Here is a 15,488-nt window from a genome sequence, read left to right on the forward strand (position 1 = left end):
ACGAAACGAAAAGGCGAGGAAAGGAACAAGGATGCGGCAGGGTTGGAGATGGTTCGGGCCGGAAGCGCCGGTGACGCTGGATGATGTCCGTCAGACCGGGGCGACCAACATCGTCTCGTCGCTGCATCAGGTGCCGATCGGCCGGGCTTGGACGGAGAAGGAAGTGCGCGAACGCCAATCGCTGATCGAGACGACGCCGGCCGATCGCTCGTCGCTCGTCTGGTCGGTCGTCGAAAGCATTCCGATCCCGGATGCCGTCAAGCGCAGGGGCGGGGAGGCGAAGGCCGAAATCGAGGCGTGGATCGCCAGCCTCGAAGCGGTCGCCGCCTGCGGCATTCCGATCGTCTGCTATAATTTTATGCCCGTCGTGGACTGGACCCGCACCGAACTCGATTTCGTGACGCCGACCGGGGCCACCGCCATGCGCTTTGATCATGAGCGTTTCGCGGCCTTCGATCTTTTCATTTTGGAACGGCCGGATGCGGCACGAGACTATTCCGATGCGGATCGCGAACGGGCGCGCATCGTCTTCGAGGCGATGTCGGAGGATGAGATCGCCGAAATCACCCGCATCATCACATCGGCTCTGCCGGGTTCGACCACTGAACCTCTGACGATTCCGGCCTTCCGGGAAAAGCTTGTCGCCTATAGCGGCATCGATGCCGCAAAGCTGCGCCGGCACCTGATCGAATTCCTAGAGGCGGTGACGCCGGCGGCCGAAGCACGCGGCGTCAAGCTGACGCTGCATCCCGACGATCCGCCGCGGTCGCTGTTCGGCCTGCCGCGCATCGCCTCGACGGCCGATGATTATGCTGCTCTCTTCGATGCGGTGCCATCGAAGGCGAACGGGATGTGCTATTGCACCGGCAGCCTTGGCGTGCGCGCCGATAACGATTTGCCGGCGATCGCCCGCCGTTTCGCCTCACGGATCTATTTCGCCCATCTGCGCGCAACGACGCGAGAGGGCGATGGCCGAACGTTCCATGAAAGCGCGCATCTGGAAGGCGACGTCAACATGGTCGCGGTTCTCCGGGAACTGGTCGCCGAAGACCGTCGTCGCGGTGCTCAGGATACCATCGTCTTCCGCTCGGACCATGGCCACCGCATGCTCGACGATCTCGACAAAACAGTCACGCCCGGCTACCCGGCCATCGGCCGCATGCGCGGCCTTGCTGAACTGCGCGGCATCCTGCATGCGCTAGGCGCTCCGCCGAATTGAGGGCGCGGGCTGTCATGAAATCTCGACCGTAAAGGCGAAGCGCGTGCTCGCGCCGGGCGCTAATATGTTCGTGTACGGCCGCTGCGACAGTTCGCTCGAGCCTCCCGCTTCCGCAGCGGTTCCATGCCATGGTTCGACGCAGATGAAGGGCGCCCCCGGCTTCGTCCACAGGGCAAGATTCGGCAGGTTTTCGAAATGGAACCGCAAAGTCGGCCCGCCCTCGGCGCCGTAGCGCAGCCCTTCGCCTGCGCCTTTGGGGAAGATCATCGCATCCTGGTCGAACAGGGCATAATCCAGCACCACCCGGCCTTTATCGAAGGGCGAGGGCAACGGCGCTGGATTGATGAGGCCGCCCTCCAGCCGCACAAGCTCCGGCTCACCCTCATTGTCGAGCGCGACGGTGTGGGCGCGCCCGGAGGCACCCGGCAGCGGCCAGGCAAAGGCCGGATGGAAGCCGAATCCGAACGGTATCGCCTTCTGGTCGCGGTTGCTGACTTTGGCGGTGACGGTCAAAGCGCGGCCCTCGACCGCGTGTTCCACGGCCAGCAGAAAGTCGAAAGGATAGATCCCCTGTGTAGCCGCAGAGGCGGCAAGCTCGTACCGGCAGGCTGTTGCCGTAGAGGCTGCGAGGGCAAATTCGCTGCGCCGGGCAAAACCGTGCTGCGCCAACGGATAGACCATGCCGTCGATCGCGATTTTGTCGTCCGGAGCCTTGCCGACGATCGGAAACAGGATCGGCGAGCGCCCTGTCCAGAAGGTCGCGTCGCCCGTCCACAACCAAGAGCGCCCGTCATTGGTGGTCAGCGCCTGCATTTCTGCGCCGAGGGAAGAGATGTCGACGGTGATATCCCGATTGCCGATCCGAATTGTGCTTGACATGGCAATTCCTTTCACGCTGGTTCGGTACAAGCATAGCTGCCTGCACCGCGGTTTCTATCTGTAGGTGGAAGACGCACGTCAGCCGTTATTTCCGTATTGCGCCCAGTCTCGCGATCACTTCGTTCGGGATGCCGTAGCGCTGGATGGCGTCGCGGTTGTTGCGCAAGCCGCAAATCTCCCGCTGAATGAAGAATGCCCAGACGGCGTCGGAGGCGTCATTGACAAGCCTCTCGCGTTCCTCTGCGCTTTGATGCTCGCCGGTCCAGGCTTTCAGCGCGGTGAGTGCCGCCTCCACCTTCAGCCCGTGACGCCCGAGCGCATCGGCGCGTTCCGACATCAACTCATATTCGAGGACGTTGAAGCCGTTTCTATCCTGCTGGGATTGTCTGAAGGATTGCGGCGGACGAACGCTCATGGGTGCGGATTCCTTGATCGGCGTAGGCCAACAACATTATCCAATGCGGCCTTCGAGATCGAGAGGCTAGGGGAACGGACCTATCCCGCCGTTTCCCTGCGTGGTAAGGGCGCCGTAACTTTTTTCGGGCCCCGCACACATCATGATTCGTATCGAAAATATCAGCAAGCAGCTCAGCCACCGCATCCTCTTTATCGAGGCTTCGGCAGCCCTCAACAAAGGCGAGAAGATCGGCCTCGTCGGCCCGAACGGCGCCGGCAAGACGACGATCTTCCGGATGATCAACGGTGAGGAGCAGCCCGACGAGGGACAGGTCTCCTGCGAGAAGGGCGTCACCATCGGCTACTTCAACCAGGACGTCGGCGAAATGTCAGGCCACAGCGCCGTCGCCGAGGTGATGAACGGCGCCGGGCCGGTCAGCGTCGTTGCCGCCGAGCTGCGGGAGTTGGAGGCTGCCATGGTCGACCCCGAAAGGGCCGGCGACATGGAGGAGATCATCGAGCGCTACGGCGAGGTGCAGGCGCGTTACGAGGAGCTGGACGGTTATGCGCTCGACGGCCGCGCCCGCGAAGTGCTTGCGGGCCTGAGCTTCAGCCAGGAGATGATGGACGGCGACGTCGGCGCGCTGTCGGGCGGCTGGAAGATGCGTGTGGCGCTTGCCCGCATCCTGCTGATGCGCCCCGATGTCATGCTGCTCGACGAACCGAGCAACCATCTCGATCTCGAAAGCCTGATATGGCTCGAAGAGTTCCTGAAGGGCTATGAGGGTGCCCTGCTGATGACCTCGCATGACCGCGAGTTCATGAACCGCATCGTCAACAAGATCCTCGAGATCGATGCCGGCTCGCTGACCTCCTATTCCGGCGACTATGAATTTTACGAGCAGCAGCGGGCGCAGAATGAAAAGCAGCAGCAGGCCCAGTTCGAGCGCCAGCAGGCGATGCTCGCCAAGGAAATCAAGTTCATCGAGCGGTTCAAGGCGCGCGCGTCGCATGCTTCGCAGGTGCAGAGCCGCGTGAAGAAGCTGGAGAAGATCGACCGGGTGGAGCCGCCCAAGCGCCGCCAGTCGGTCGCGTTCGAATTCCAGCCAGCCCCGCGCTCGGGCGAGGATGTGATCAGCTTGAAGAACGTCCATAAGAAATATGGCAGCCGAAGCATCTATGAGGGGCTGGACTTCATGGTGCGGCGGCGGGAACGCTGGTGCATCATGGGCATCAACGGCGCCGGCAAATCGACATTACTGAAGCTGGTGACGGGCACCACGACGCCCGACGAAGGCAGTGTCGCTCTCGGGGCGAGCGTCAAGATGGGTTATTTCGCCCAGCACGCCATGGATATTCTCGATGGCGAGCGCACGATCTTCCAATCGCTGGAAGATCGGTTTCCCCAGGCAGGGCAGGGGCCTTTGCGGGCTCTCGCCGGATGTTTCGGTTTTTCCGGCGATGATGTCGAGAAAAGGTGCCGGATGCTGTCAGGTGGCGAGAAGGCCCGATTGGTCATGGCGATGATGCTGTTCGACCCGCCGAACCTGCTCGTGCTCGACGAACCGACCAACCATCTCGACCTCGACACGAAGGAAATGCTGATCAAGGCGCTCTCGCAATATGAGGGCACCATGCTCTTTGTATCCCACGACCGGCATTTCCTGGCTGCCCTTTCCAACCGCGTGCTGGAGCTGACGCCGGAGGGCGTCCATCAATATGGCGGCGGTTACACGGAGTATGTGGCGCGCACGGGCCATGAGGCGCCTGGCCTGCGCAGCTGACGGCTACTTTTTCGTCGACAGGTCGAAACCATCGAAATCGAAACGACCAGCAGAGCGCCGTCCGAAATAGTGTTGGATGGCCCGAGCTTTATCGGCGGTTTTATGTGAGCGAAGAAGAGCGCCAGCCGACATTGCCGGCGCTCTGCCACGATGATGACCCATTTCCGTGGTGTTCGGGCCTTCTTCAAACAATCGGGGCGGGCACATCAGCATGGACTGGATCAATCGTCACATCGATCAGCCGTTATTGAACGGCGCGGCAGGCTTGCTGCGGCAGTGGCACATTCGTACGCGGCAGTCGCCGGAGCTGCTGGAGCCGACATGGAATCTCGTCGTACTGTCCTTTCTCCTTATCGCGAGCGGAGAGGTTATGGCGGGCAAACCTTTCGCGCTCAGCATCGCCGCGCTGATCATGCTGGCCCTGCCTTCAGCCAAAAAATTGCTTTCGGCGGTCAAGGCAGGGGGAAGCGCCTATGGCGCCCGGGAGTACAAGTCGTCGAGGGCGCGCGCCGTCGCCAAACGGGAGGCGGAATGGTCGGTGCGGATTATCGTGCTGTTTTCATCCGCCTGCCTTCCATTCATCGCCCGCATCGACGATCCGGTGGGCGCCTGTTTCATGCTGGGGGCAAGTGTCTGGTTCGTGCTGACCGGGCCGCTCAAGACCTATCTCGATGCCGCCGAACCTCCCGAACCGACCGAAGGCGACCGGATGTACAGCGGCGTCTTTCATTTCGGTTGAACAAAGCCAATGCCACGGTCCATCCGCAGGCCGTGAGAGTGAGGGAACCAAACCGGGCGGTCGCCGTTATCTCCGCAGCAACGTAAAAGGAGATTGCGATGCTTTACTACGCTCTGGTGTTTCTCGTTGTGGCCTTGATTGCCGGTGTCCTCGGATTTGGCGGCATCGCAGGGGCTTCAGCTTCCATTGCCCAGGTTCTGTTCTTCATTTTCCTGGTGTTGTTCGTCGTCTCGCTTGTCATGCGCTTCATGCGCAGAGTATAGTGAAGATGGGTCAAGTATAAAGCCCGGTGATAATTATCACCGGGTTTTGTTTTTCTTGACGGGCCTCGCCGGCCGGTGGAGACTCGCTTCGAGCGAATGTGGTTTTCGTGCAACCATTCCTAACAAGATCGTGAAAGACCGCATGCTGGTCGCATATGCCTTCGAAATGTCCCAATGGGGCTGAACCGTGGAGCTGTCGCTTGCGCATTCCCACGCGCTTTGAGACGCGACGCGAAAACGGCGCCGTCCGGGATTGCTTTGCCGTCCCCTCCGATATCCGGTGCCGCCAGCCGGGTGTTCCCGTCACGATTTGAGAAGGAGAGACTTATGAAAAAAACTCTTGCGACGGCGTTTGCCGCGGTATCGTTGACGTTTGTCGGCGCGGGGGCGGCCAATGCCGCCGACCCCGTCACCAGAACCTATGAAGAGCCGGACCTGCGCAACGGCGTGAAGATCGGTTATCTCACTTGCGATATCGGCGGCGGCACGGGTTATGTGCTCGGTTCGTCCAAGGAAGCCGATTGCGTCTTTCAGTCCATTGTCGGCAATGAGCTTTTCGATCATTACACCGGCGAAATTCGAAAGCTTGGCATCGATCTCGGCTTCACCACGCGCAGTCGCCTGATCTGGGCGGTGTTTGCACCGACGGCTGGTTATCATCGCGGGTCGCTCGCCGGACTTTATGTCGGCGCCAGCGCAGAGGCGACGGTCGGTGCTGGCGTCGGCGCCAACCTCCTGGTCGGTGGCACCTCCGGTTCAATCCATTTGCAGACGGTTAGCCTGACCGGCCAGCTCGGCCTGAACGTTGCGGCCGGCAGCGCATCGATGACCTTGACCCCGGCGGATTGACGGGTTTGTCGCCCTCGCTGCGACGCGGCGGGGGCGTCACGAGATTATTCGGTTGGCTTGCTGGCGACGAAACGATGGATATCCGAATTGCAACGCCCGACGAGGATGAGATCCTGGTCGGCCACAACCTGAGAATCTGGGACAGCTATGGCACGCCGCCCGAACATTACAGGCCGGACGCGGCGGCGCGGATATCGTCGTTTTTGAGAAGTGGTCGCGAGGAGCGACGCCTCGCCTCGTTCCTGGCCGTTGTGGACGATGAAATCGCCGGTTCCGTATCTTGCCAGCTGCACCAATCGCCGTTTCCGGAAGTCATTCGGCCGGAGCAGCGGTTGCACGGTTACATCTGGTCCGTCTATGTCGCCGAGGCCTTCCGCCGGCGCGGCATTGCTTTGGCGCTGACGAACAGGGCCCTTGATTATCTGAAATCCATCGGCTGCACGACTGCCGTCATCCATGCCTCGGATGTGGGGGAACCAGTCTATCGCAGCGCTGGCTTCGAGCTGGCGAAGGAAATGCGCCTGAAGTTTCCTGTGGAGTGAGCCGCGTAGCCGAAGCGCCTACAGACGGCTGAGGAATGTGCGCGGCGCGTTTTCTGTTTATGTTTTCGGCTTGCCAGGTGCGATAAAGGCGTTGATCGACGTCTCGTCATGCCCGGCTTCGCGCAGGAAGCGGCTGGCGAATTCGATGGCAGAGCTTCTCAATGCATCGTCCGGCCGGATCAGGTGAAAAGCGACATGGGAATCGAGGGTACGCTGTGACACTGCGACAACGCGCCCGGCGGCAAGCGCGGCATCCGACAGCGGCGGCCGCGCAAGCGCAATGCCGAGCCCTTGCGCGCAGGCATCGACCACCAGATTGTAATCCTCGAAGCGTCGGTCCTGACCACGCGGCGTATAGTCGACGCCCTCACGCGCTAGCCAGCGACGCCAGCCCTCGATATTGGAGTCGTGAAGGATCGGCAGATCGAGCAGCGAAAGCGCATCCGAGCGCTGCCCGAGTCGCGCTGCCATCGCCGGTGAGGCGATCGGAAAAGATTTCTCCTGCCAGAGCGGCAGGGCGCGCACGCCGGCCCATGGTCCCTTGCCGCAGCGGATGGCAAGGTCCGTGCCTTCGCCAAAGTCCGCCAGGCGATGCTCGAGCGTCAATTCGACATGCAGCTCATTTCCTTCGAGCTTCGCCAGGCGCGGAAACAACCATAGAGAGGCGACGGACGGGGTAACGGAAAGGCGCACCATCGCTTTGTTCGGCCGTGGCAGCCAGCGCTCGCCGGTGTTGCCGAGCAGGGAAAGGGCTTCTTCGGCACGGGCGAAGAAGCGCATGCCCTCCGGGGTGAGGCGCACACCGCGAGCTTCACGCGCGAAGAGCCGCACACCCATCCAGCGCTCGAGCCGTGAGACCTGCCGCGATACGGCGCCATGGGTGATTCCGCTTTCCTCGGCCGCGGCCGAAAACGATCCGAGTCGGGCGGCGCGGGCAAAGGTCTCGAGCGTATCGAGCGGTGGGAGCACTGGCGAGCTGTGAACCATGCGCACACTTGATCATCGATTGCGGTGCTTTTCAAGCATGCGTCCAAGGCCTAATCCATTGTCGCACGCACAGATGGAGGCGAAAATGAGCATGGCGGCAAGCGCACCGGTTTCGGCAAGAGAGCAAGGCGGCTTCGATCTGATCGCCTTTGCCGCGATTGTCGTCACCATTCTCTTCTGGGCCTCTTCCTTCGTGGTCATTCGCATCTGTCTCGGTCCGCTGACGCCGATCGAACTGGCAACGGCGCGTTATGTGGCGGCCGGTGTTCTCGCCCTTGTCTACCTCGCCATCTACCGGCCGATGCCGGAAAAGCGTGATTTCGTCCGCCTCTCGGTCGCTGCCGTCCTCTTCATCGCCGCCTATGCGGTACTCCTGAACACCGGCGAGCAGACGGTGGCGGCGGGGCCGGCGAGCTTCATCATCAATACCATGCCCGTCTTCACCGCCCTGATTGCCACATTCGCGCTCGGCGAGCGCTTCGGACGCTGGGGCTGGGCGGGTACTGCAGTTTCCTTCGGCGGCGTGGCGCTGATCGCCGTCGCCTCCGATGGCGGCTTTAAGCTCGATCCGAACGCTGTGTTGATCCTCGGCGCAGCGCTCTGCTCGGCGATATCAAGCGTGCTGCAGAAGCCGCTGCTCGCTCGCCTGCCGGCGCTTGCCGTCACCGCCTGGATCCTGCTGATCGGCTCCGTGCCGCTGTTTCCGGCCGTCCCATCGACGATCCGCGCGCTGGCGGAGGCGCCGGCAGAGGTCAATTGGGGCGTTGCCTATCTCGTCATTTTCCCGACTGCGATCGGCTATCTCACTTGGGCCATCGCCTTGAAGCGGCTGACGGCCGCGCGCGCCTCGAATTTTCTCTACGGCGTCCCGCCGGTCGCAACGCTGATCGGGTTCGTCTGGCTGGGCGAGACGCCGACGGCATTGGGTGCTGCCGGCGGCGTCATGGCGATCCTTGGCGTGCTCGTGGTCAACGTCATGCGGAAGCGATAACTGCATCGCGCTGCCGCCACGTTCGGAGTGTGGAAGCCGGGCGACTGACAAATAGGCATTGCGCCGCCGTTCGCTTTCTTTAAAAACGAAAGCAGAGCGAAAGGGGCGCCGATGTTCTTGACCGACCGACAAACTGAAATCGTGGCGATTGCGAAATCGAGCGGCAGGGTTCTGGTCGAGGAGCTCGCCTCGCGCTTTTCGGTGACGCCGCAAACGATCCGCAAGGACCTGAACGATCTCTGTGATGCCCAGGTGCTGACCCGCATTCATGGCGGCGCCACATTTCCGAGCGGCACGGAAAACGTCAAATACGAGGCGCGCCGCCAGATCGCCGCTTCGGAGAAACAGGCGATCGGCATTGCGGCCGTCGAACTAATCCCGAGCGGAGCCTCGCTGTTCATCAATATCGGCACGACGACCGAGGCGGTGGGCGAGGCGCTCGCCAATCATCACGAATTGATGGTGATCACCAATAATATCAACGTCGCCAACAGGTTGCGCCTCTTCCCGGCAATCGAGGTGGTGATCGCCGGCGGGGTGGTGCGCGGTTCGGACGGCGGCATCGTCGGCGAAGCGGCGGTCGATTTCATCCGCCAGTTCAAGGTCGATTATGCCGTCATCGGCGCTTCGGCGATCGATGTCGACGGCGCGCTTCTCGACTATGACTTTCGCGAGGTGAAAGTCGCCCAGGCGATCATCGCCAATGCCCGCCACGTCATTCTCGTTGCCGATTCGACAAAGTTCGAACGTACTGCGCCGGTTCGAATCGGCCAGTTGACCCAGGTTCATACCTTCATCACCGACCACTGTCCGGTGCCGTCGATCCGAAATCTCTGCCTGGAAAATAATGTGAAGCTGATCGAAACGAGCAGCAGATCACGTTAGGTCGACCGGCCGATGTAAACATTCGTTTGACATTCGTATTTCTTTCGTTTTAACTGATGCCACTTTCGGAATCGCGCAAGTTTTGTGCAATGCGAAATCAGCAGCAGGCTCGGAGGGGCAATTGGGCCGGGAGATATACGACATTTTCGTCATTGGCGGCGGCATCAACGGCTGCGGCATCGCGCGCGATGCCGTCGGGCGCGGCTATTCCGTGGCGCTGGCGGAGATGAACGATTTCGCCTCCGGCACCTCATCCGGCGCCACCAAGCTGATCCATGGCGGCCTGCGTTATCTCGAGCATTACGAATTCCGCCTGGTGCGTGAATCGTTGATGGAGCGCGAGATCCTCTGGGCGATGGCGCCGCATATCATCTGGCCGCTGCGCTTCGTATTGCCGTATCATAAGGGCGGTATCCGTCCCGCCTGGCTGATCCGGCTTGGCCTTTTCCTCTACGACCATCTCGGCGGCCGCAAGCTGCTGCCGGCGACGTCGGTGCTCGACATGCGCAAGGATCCGGCCGGCAAGCCGCTGAAGGCGCTGTTTACGAGAGCGTTCGAATATTCCGACGGCTGGGTCGACGATGCCCGCATGGTGGTGCTGAACGCCCGCGACGCCGCCGAAAAGGGTGCGACCATCCTGCCGCGTACCAAAGTGGTGTCGGCAAGGCGCGAGAACGGGCTGTGGCATATCGAGACGACCGATACCGTAACCGGCCACAATGACAGCCACCAGGCCCGCATGCTGGTCAATGCCGCCGGCCCCTGGGTCGATCACGTCATTCGTTCCGCCTTCGGCGAGAACGAGGCCCACAATGTCCGCCTCGTCCAGGGCAGCCATATCGTCGTCAAGAAGAAGTTCGACGATCCGCGCGCCTATTTCTTCCAGAATCCCGACAACCGCATCATTTTCGCCATTCCCTATGAGGGCGAGTTCACCCTGATCGGAACGACCGACCGCGATTACACCGCCGATCCCAAGGACGTCCGGATCTCCGAGGAGGAGACGGTCTACCTCTGCAATGCGGCGTCGGAATATTTCAAGGAACCGGTTAAGCCGGAAGATATCGTCTGGACCTATTCGGCGGTGCGGCCGCTTTATGACGACGGCGCTTCAAAGGCGCAGGAGGCGACGCGCGACTATGTGCTGAAGCTCGAGGGCGAAGGCGCCGCGCCGCTGCTCAACGTCTTCGGCGGCAAGCTCACCACCTATCGCCGGCTTTCCGAACATGCGCTGGAAAAGATCGGTGCGGCGATCGGCATCAAGGGCGCTCCCTGGACGGCAAAGAGCCATCTGCCGGGCGGCAATTTCGCCGTCAAGGGTTATGAGGCCGAAGTCGCCAAGCTGAAAAGCCGTTATCCCTTCCTTGCCGATCCGCATGCGCGCCGGCTGGTGCGCCGCTACGGCACCAGGGCCGAGACGCTGCTCGGCGATGCCCGTGGCATCGAGGATCTCGGGCGGCTGTTCGGCGGCGATCTTTACGAAGCCGAAGTCAGATATCTCGTCGAACATGAATGGGCCCGGCACGCCGATGACGTGCTGTGGAGGAGAACAAAGGATGGTCTGCGCCTTTCGAAGGAGCAGGCTCAGTCACTGGAGGAGTACATGGCTGCCATACCGGCGATGGCCGGATAAGGCGGCGTGTGGTCCCCGCTGCGTGGAGGCACGGGAATCGGAATGCTGGAACTGCGAAACGCCGCCAAGATGGTAGGCGCGGACTATCACATCTATCCGACCGATCTGGTCCTTGAGCGGGGCACGCTGAATGTCCTGCTCGGGCCGACGCTGTCGGGCAAGACGTCGCTGATGCGGCTGATGGCCGGGCTCGACCGTCCGACCGCCGGCTCCGTGCATTTCGACGGCGCCGATGTCACCGGCATGCCGGTGCAGAAGCGCAATGTCGCCATGGTCTACCAGCAGTTCATCAACTATCCGGCATTGACCGTTTATGAAAACATCGCCTCGCCGATGCGCATCTCGGGCAAGGACGCCGCCACGATCGACCGCGACGTGCGCAAGGCCGCCGAGCTTCTGAAGCTCACGCCCTATCTCGACCGCACACCGCTGAACCTGTCCGGCGGGCAGCAGCAGCGTACCGCGCTTGCCCGCGCGCTCGTCAAGAATGCCAGCCTCGTGCTGATGGACGAGCCGCTTGCCAATCTCGATTACAAATTGCGCGAAGAACTGCGGCAGGAATTGCCGAAGATCTTCGCCCAGTCCGGCGCGATCTTCGTCTACGCCACGACGGAACCCTCGGAAGCCTTGTTGCTTGGTGGCAATACGGCAACGCTCAACGAGGGCCGGATCACACAGTTCGGGCCGACGATCGAGGTCTACCGCAATCCGCTCGATCTGACGACGGCGAAAACTTTCGCCGATCCGCCGCTGAATTTTATTGATCTGGTCAAATCGGACGGCAATTTCCTGCGCGATGGCGATGTGATTTTTGCCGTGCCGGCGCATCTTCAGAACGTGCCGGACGGGCCGGCAACGATCGCGTTTCACCCGCATCATCTTGCTCCAACCGCCCAGACGGCCAATTCGGCGCGGCTGACGGCACGGACACAAATTTCGGAGATCACGGGGTCGGAAAGTTTCGTGCATCTGCAATTTGCCGATACCCGCTGGGTGATGCTCGCGCACGGCATCCACAACATCGACCCGGACGCGGACCTCTCCGTTTTCATCGACACGCGCCACCTGATGGCGTTCGGAGCGGACGGCCGGGCGATCACTACCGTAGGGCAGAGGGGCTAGGAGAAGATCATGGCACGTATCACCCTCGATCATATTCGACACGCCTATGGGCCGAACCCGAAGAGCGAGAAGGACTACGCTCTCAAGGAAGTGCATCACGAGTGGAACGATGGCGGCGCCTATGCGCTGCTCGGACCTTCAGGCTGCGGAAAGACCTCGCTGCTCAATATCATTTCCGGCCTTATCCAGCCGTCCGAAGGGCGAATTCTCTTCGATGGACACGATGTTACGGACCTGCCGACGCAACAGCGAAATATTGCGCAGGTATTCCAGTTTCCGGTCATCTACGACACGATGACCGTCTATGACAATCTGGCTTTCCCCTTGCGCAACCGCGGAGTGGCGGAGCCGGATGTTGATCGTCGTGTCCGCGAAATATTGGAGATGATCGATCTTGGAGGCTGGGCCAAGCGACGTGCCCGCGGTTTGACGGCGGACCAAAAGCAGAAGATTTCGCTCGGCCGCGGCCTCGTGCGCTCGGATGTGAACGCGATTCTCTTCGACGAGCCGCTCACTGTTATCGATCCGCATATGAAATGGGTGCTGCGATCGCAGCTGAAGCGGCTGCATAAGCAGTTCGGTTTTACCATGGTCTATGTCACGCATGACCAGACGGAGGCGCTGACCTTCGCCGACAAGGTCGTGGTGATGTACGATGGCCAGATTGTGCAGATCGGCACGCCGGCCGAACTCTTCGAACGTCCGAGCCACACCTTCGTCGGCTACTTCATCGGTTCTCCGGGTATGAACTTCATGCCGGCCAAGGTGGAAGGCCGCACGGTTCGGGTCGGCGAGCATGCGCTGACGCTCGACTATGCGCCGAAAACGGCGGCAGCCGCCAAGGTAGAGCTTGGAATCCGGCCCGAGTTTGTTCGGGTCGGCCGCGAAGGCATGCCGGTGACCGTCAGCAAGGTGGAAGACATCGGCCGGCAGAAGATCGTCCGCGCGCAGTTTGCCGGCCAGCCAATCGCGATCGTCGTTCCTGAGGACGAGGAAATTCCGGCTGATCCCCGGGTGACCTTCGAGCCGTCGGGTATCAGTATCTATGCCGACTCTTGGCGCGCTGGACCGGAGGCTTGATCATGGAAAAAACCTGGAACAACAAAGCGTGGTTTCTGGTCCTGCCGGTCCTCGTGCTAGTGGCGTTCTCGGCCGTCATCCCCTTGATGACGGTTGTGAACTATTCCGTTCAGGACACTTTCGGAAACAACCAGTTCTTCTGGAACGGAACGGACTGGTTTACCCAAGTCCTGCATTCCGACCGTTTCTGGGCCGCCCTGCAGCGAAACCTGATTTTTTCGCTGATCATTCTCGCTCTCGAGATCCCGCTCGGTATCTTCATTGCGCTCAACATGCCAAAATCGGGCATTGGCGTGCCCGTGTGCCTGGTTCTGATGGCACTGCCACTGCTGATCCCGTGGAACGTTGTCGGCACGATCTGGCAGGTGTTCGGCCGCAACGACATTGGTTTGTTCGGCTATTACATCAATGCCATCGGCATCGATTACAACTATGTGCAGGATCCGCTCGATGCCTGGGTGACGATCATCATCATGGATGTCTGGCATTGGACGAGCTTGGTCGTCTTGCTCTGCTATGCCGGCCTCGTTTCCATTCCAGATGCCTTCTATCAGGCAGCCAAGATCGACGGTGCGTCTCGTTGGGCCGTATTCCGCTATATCCAACTGCCAAAGATGAAGCGCGTTCTTCTGATCGCCGTGCTGCTGCGTTTCATGGATAGTTTCATGATCTATACCGAGCCGTTTGTCGTTACGGGCGGCGGTCCGGGCAACTCGACCACTTTCCTGTCGATCGATCTGGTCAAAACCGCGCTCGGACAGTTTGACCTCGGTCCGGCCGCTGCCATGTCGCTGATCTATTTCCTCATCATCCTGCTGCTTTCGTGGGTGTTCTACACCGTCATGACAAGCCACGACGCGGAGAATTGAAATGAGCGCCTCCAACGAAACGACAGCGAGCCGAAAAGTCTCGGGCGTTACCAATGTCGCAAGCGGTCTCTCCTCCGATGAGGTCAGCCGTCTGATGCGCCGGCGCGGCGAGGAATCGCGCTGGTGGTGGCTGGTTCCGACGATCTATATCATCGTGCTGCTGCTGCCGATCTACTGGCTCGTCAACATGAGCTTCAAGACCAATGCGGAAATCGTCAATTCTCTGACGCTTTATCCGCATAACCCGACGATCGCCAATTACGTGACGATCTTTACGGAGAAAGCGTGGTATTCCGGCTATCTCAATTCGATCACTTATGTCGTCATGAACATGGTGATCTCGGTCGCGGTCGCGTTGCCGGCGGCCTATGCCTTCTCCCGTTATCGGTTCCTCGGCGACAAGCATCTCTTCTTCTGGCTGCTGACGAACCGGATGGCGCCGCCGGCCGTCTTTGCCCTGCCGTTCTTCCAGCTCTATTCGGCGTTTGGACTGATCGATACGCACATCGCCGTGGCATTGGCCCATTGCCTCTTCAACGTGCCGCTGGCGGTCTGGATTCTTGAAGGCTTCATGTCGGGCGTGCCGAAGGAAATCGACGAAACGGCTTATATCGACGGCTACTCGTTCCCACGATTCTTCCTGAAGATCTTCACGCCGCTGATCGCGAGCGGCATCGGTGTCGCCTGCTTCTTCTGCTTCATGTTCTCCTGGGTCGAGTTGCTGATCGCAAGGACGTTGACGACGACCGACGCGAAGCCGATCGCTGCCACCATGACCCGTACCGTCTCGGCATCCGGCATGGATTGGGGTCTGCTCGCCGCTGCGGGTGTTGTGACCTTGATCCCAGGGGCGCTGGTGATCTGGTTCGTGCGCAATTACATCGCCAAGGGCTTCGCCCTGGGGAGGGTTTGATGAGCTTTTCGCTTCCCGATTTTTCATGGATGGCATGGACCTGGCCGACGGCCGCTTTCTTCATCGTCATCGTATTGCTGCTGATCGGCATGGGGGTCTGGGAGTATGCCGTGCCGGGCGGCAACCCGCGGATCGGAATCCTGCGCTTCGAGACGACGCGCGGTGACCGGCTTTTCCTTTCGCTGCTCGGCAGCGCCTTTATCCATCTTGCCTGGCTTGGTCTCGCGGGATCAAGCCTCTGGTGGGCTCTCGCCCTCTCCGTCGTCTACGCCGTCGGCGTATTCCGTTACGTGTGAGGCAAGCTGATGCAGATGGCCGGGGTATTTCTGGCCACCTG

At 60.9% G+C, this 15,488-nt stretch carries 17 protein-coding genes; 14 read left to right on the forward strand and 3 right to left on the reverse strand.

From position 1 onward, the window contains the following. Positions 1 to 31: 31 nt before the first annotated feature. Positions 32 to 1,219, forward strand: coding sequence for a mannonate dehydratase (uxuA, locus tag AMK00_RS27630; protein ID WP_064812412.1), 1,188 nt, complete (start codon positions 32 to 34; stop codon positions 1,217 to 1,219). Positions 1,220 to 1,231: 12 nt separating this feature from the next. On the opposite strand, the gene AMK00_RS27635 is transcribed toward uxuA, so the two are convergent. Next, positions 1,232 to 2,098: an aldose 1-epimerase family protein gene (locus tag AMK00_RS27635; protein ID WP_064812413.1), complete on the reverse strand. Its 867-nt coding sequence runs from the start codon at positions 2,096 to 2,098 to the stop codon at positions 1,232 to 1,234. 85 nt (positions 2,099 to 2,183) lie between these two features. Next, positions 2,184 to 2,513 (reverse strand): DUF6665 family protein, encoded by a 330-nt coding sequence (locus AMK00_RS27640; protein WP_064806443.1) that lies wholly within the window; start codon positions 2,511 to 2,513, stop codon positions 2,184 to 2,186. A 142-nt stretch (positions 2,514 to 2,655) separates the two neighbouring features. Here AMK00_RS27640 and AMK00_RS27645 point away from each other — a divergent pair, with 142 nt between their 5' ends. The 5 genes from AMK00_RS27645 to AMK00_RS27665 all read left to right on the forward strand — a co-directional run bounded on the left by AMK00_RS27645 (position 2,656) and on the right by AMK00_RS27665 (position 6,671). Further along, entirely contained in the window at positions 2,656 to 4,278 is a 1,623-nt protein-coding gene (locus tag AMK00_RS27645; protein ID WP_064812414.1) for an ABC-F family ATP-binding cassette domain-containing protein, read from the forward strand. Between the two features lie 166 nt (positions 4,279 to 4,444). Further along, entirely contained in the window at positions 4,445 to 5,017 is a 573-nt protein-coding gene (locus AMK00_RS27650; protein ID WP_237350538.1) for a hypothetical protein, read from the forward strand. A gap of 98 nt (positions 5,018 to 5,115) precedes the next feature. Then, the gene (locus AMK00_RS27655; protein ID WP_003571841.1) at positions 5,116 to 5,280 is read left to right on the forward strand and encodes a DUF1328 domain-containing protein; all 165 of its coding nucleotides are present in this window, start codon (positions 5,116 to 5,118) and stop codon (positions 5,278 to 5,280) included. A 327-nt stretch (positions 5,281 to 5,607) separates the two neighbouring features. Then, a complete protein-coding gene (locus tag AMK00_RS27660) occupies positions 5,608 to 6,129 on the forward strand; it encodes a DUF992 domain-containing protein (RefSeq protein ID WP_011427480.1) in 522 nt (173 codons plus the stop codon). A 74-nt stretch (positions 6,130 to 6,203) separates the two neighbouring features. After that, on the forward strand, positions 6,204 to 6,671 hold the full coding sequence (locus tag AMK00_RS27665) for a GNAT family N-acetyltransferase (protein ID WP_064812416.1): 468 nt from the start codon (positions 6,204 to 6,206) through the stop codon (positions 6,669 to 6,671). Between the two features lie 57 nt (positions 6,672 to 6,728). Here AMK00_RS27665 and AMK00_RS27670 read toward each other — a convergent pair whose 3' ends face one another. Continuing rightward, positions 6,729 to 7,658, reverse strand: coding sequence for a LysR substrate-binding domain-containing protein (locus AMK00_RS27670; RefSeq protein WP_064812417.1), 930 nt, complete (start codon positions 7,656 to 7,658; stop codon positions 6,729 to 6,731). A gap of 73 nt (positions 7,659 to 7,731) precedes the next feature. Here AMK00_RS27670 and AMK00_RS27675 point away from each other — a divergent pair, with 73 nt between their 5' ends. The 8 genes from AMK00_RS27675 to AMK00_RS27710 all read left to right on the forward strand — a co-directional run bounded on the left by AMK00_RS27675 (position 7,732) and on the right by AMK00_RS27710 (position 15,447). Continuing rightward, a complete protein-coding gene (locus AMK00_RS27675) occupies positions 7,732 to 8,649 on the forward strand; it encodes a DMT family transporter (protein ID WP_082240391.1) in 918 nt (305 codons plus the stop codon). Between the two features lie 111 nt (positions 8,650 to 8,760). After that, positions 8,761 to 9,534, forward strand: a complete 774-nt coding sequence (locus tag AMK00_RS27680; protein ID WP_064812418.1) for a DeoR/GlpR family DNA-binding transcription regulator — start codon at positions 8,761 to 8,763, stop codon at positions 9,532 to 9,534. A 121-nt stretch (positions 9,535 to 9,655) separates the two neighbouring features. Next, a complete protein-coding gene (gene glpD, locus AMK00_RS27685; protein WP_064812419.1) occupies positions 9,656 to 11,167 on the forward strand; it encodes a glycerol-3-phosphate dehydrogenase in 1,512 nt (503 codons plus the stop codon). A gap of 42 nt (positions 11,168 to 11,209) precedes the next feature. Further along, a complete protein-coding gene (locus tag AMK00_RS27690; RefSeq protein WP_064812420.1) occupies positions 11,210 to 12,289 on the forward strand; it encodes an ABC transporter ATP-binding protein in 1,080 nt (359 codons plus the stop codon). 9 nt (positions 12,290 to 12,298) lie between these two features. Next, on the forward strand, positions 12,299 to 13,369 hold the full coding sequence (locus AMK00_RS27695; protein ID WP_064812421.1) for an ABC transporter ATP-binding protein: 1,071 nt from the start codon (positions 12,299 to 12,301) through the stop codon (positions 13,367 to 13,369). Between the two features lie 2 nt (positions 13,370 to 13,371). Further along, a complete protein-coding gene (locus AMK00_RS27700; RefSeq protein ID WP_012489874.1) occupies positions 13,372 to 14,238 on the forward strand; it encodes a carbohydrate ABC transporter permease in 867 nt (288 codons plus the stop codon). A 1-nt stretch (position 14,239) separates the two neighbouring features. After that, the gene (locus AMK00_RS27705) at positions 14,240 to 15,151 is read left to right on the forward strand and encodes a carbohydrate ABC transporter permease (protein ID WP_064812422.1); all 912 of its coding nucleotides are present in this window, start codon (positions 14,240 to 14,242) and stop codon (positions 15,149 to 15,151) included. After that, complete coding sequence (locus tag AMK00_RS27710; protein WP_003595821.1) at positions 15,151 to 15,447, forward strand: DUF2160 domain-containing protein; 297 nt, start codon at positions 15,151 to 15,153, stop codon at positions 15,445 to 15,447. Before AMK00_RS27705 ends, AMK00_RS27710 begins: the two co-directional genes overlap by 1 nt. Positions 15,448 to 15,488: the final 41 nt, after the last annotated feature.

This window comes from Rhizobium sp. N621 (assembly GCF_001664325.1).
Classification (GTDB): Bacteria; Pseudomonadota; Alphaproteobacteria; order Rhizobiales; family Rhizobiaceae; genus Rhizobium; species Rhizobium esperanzae.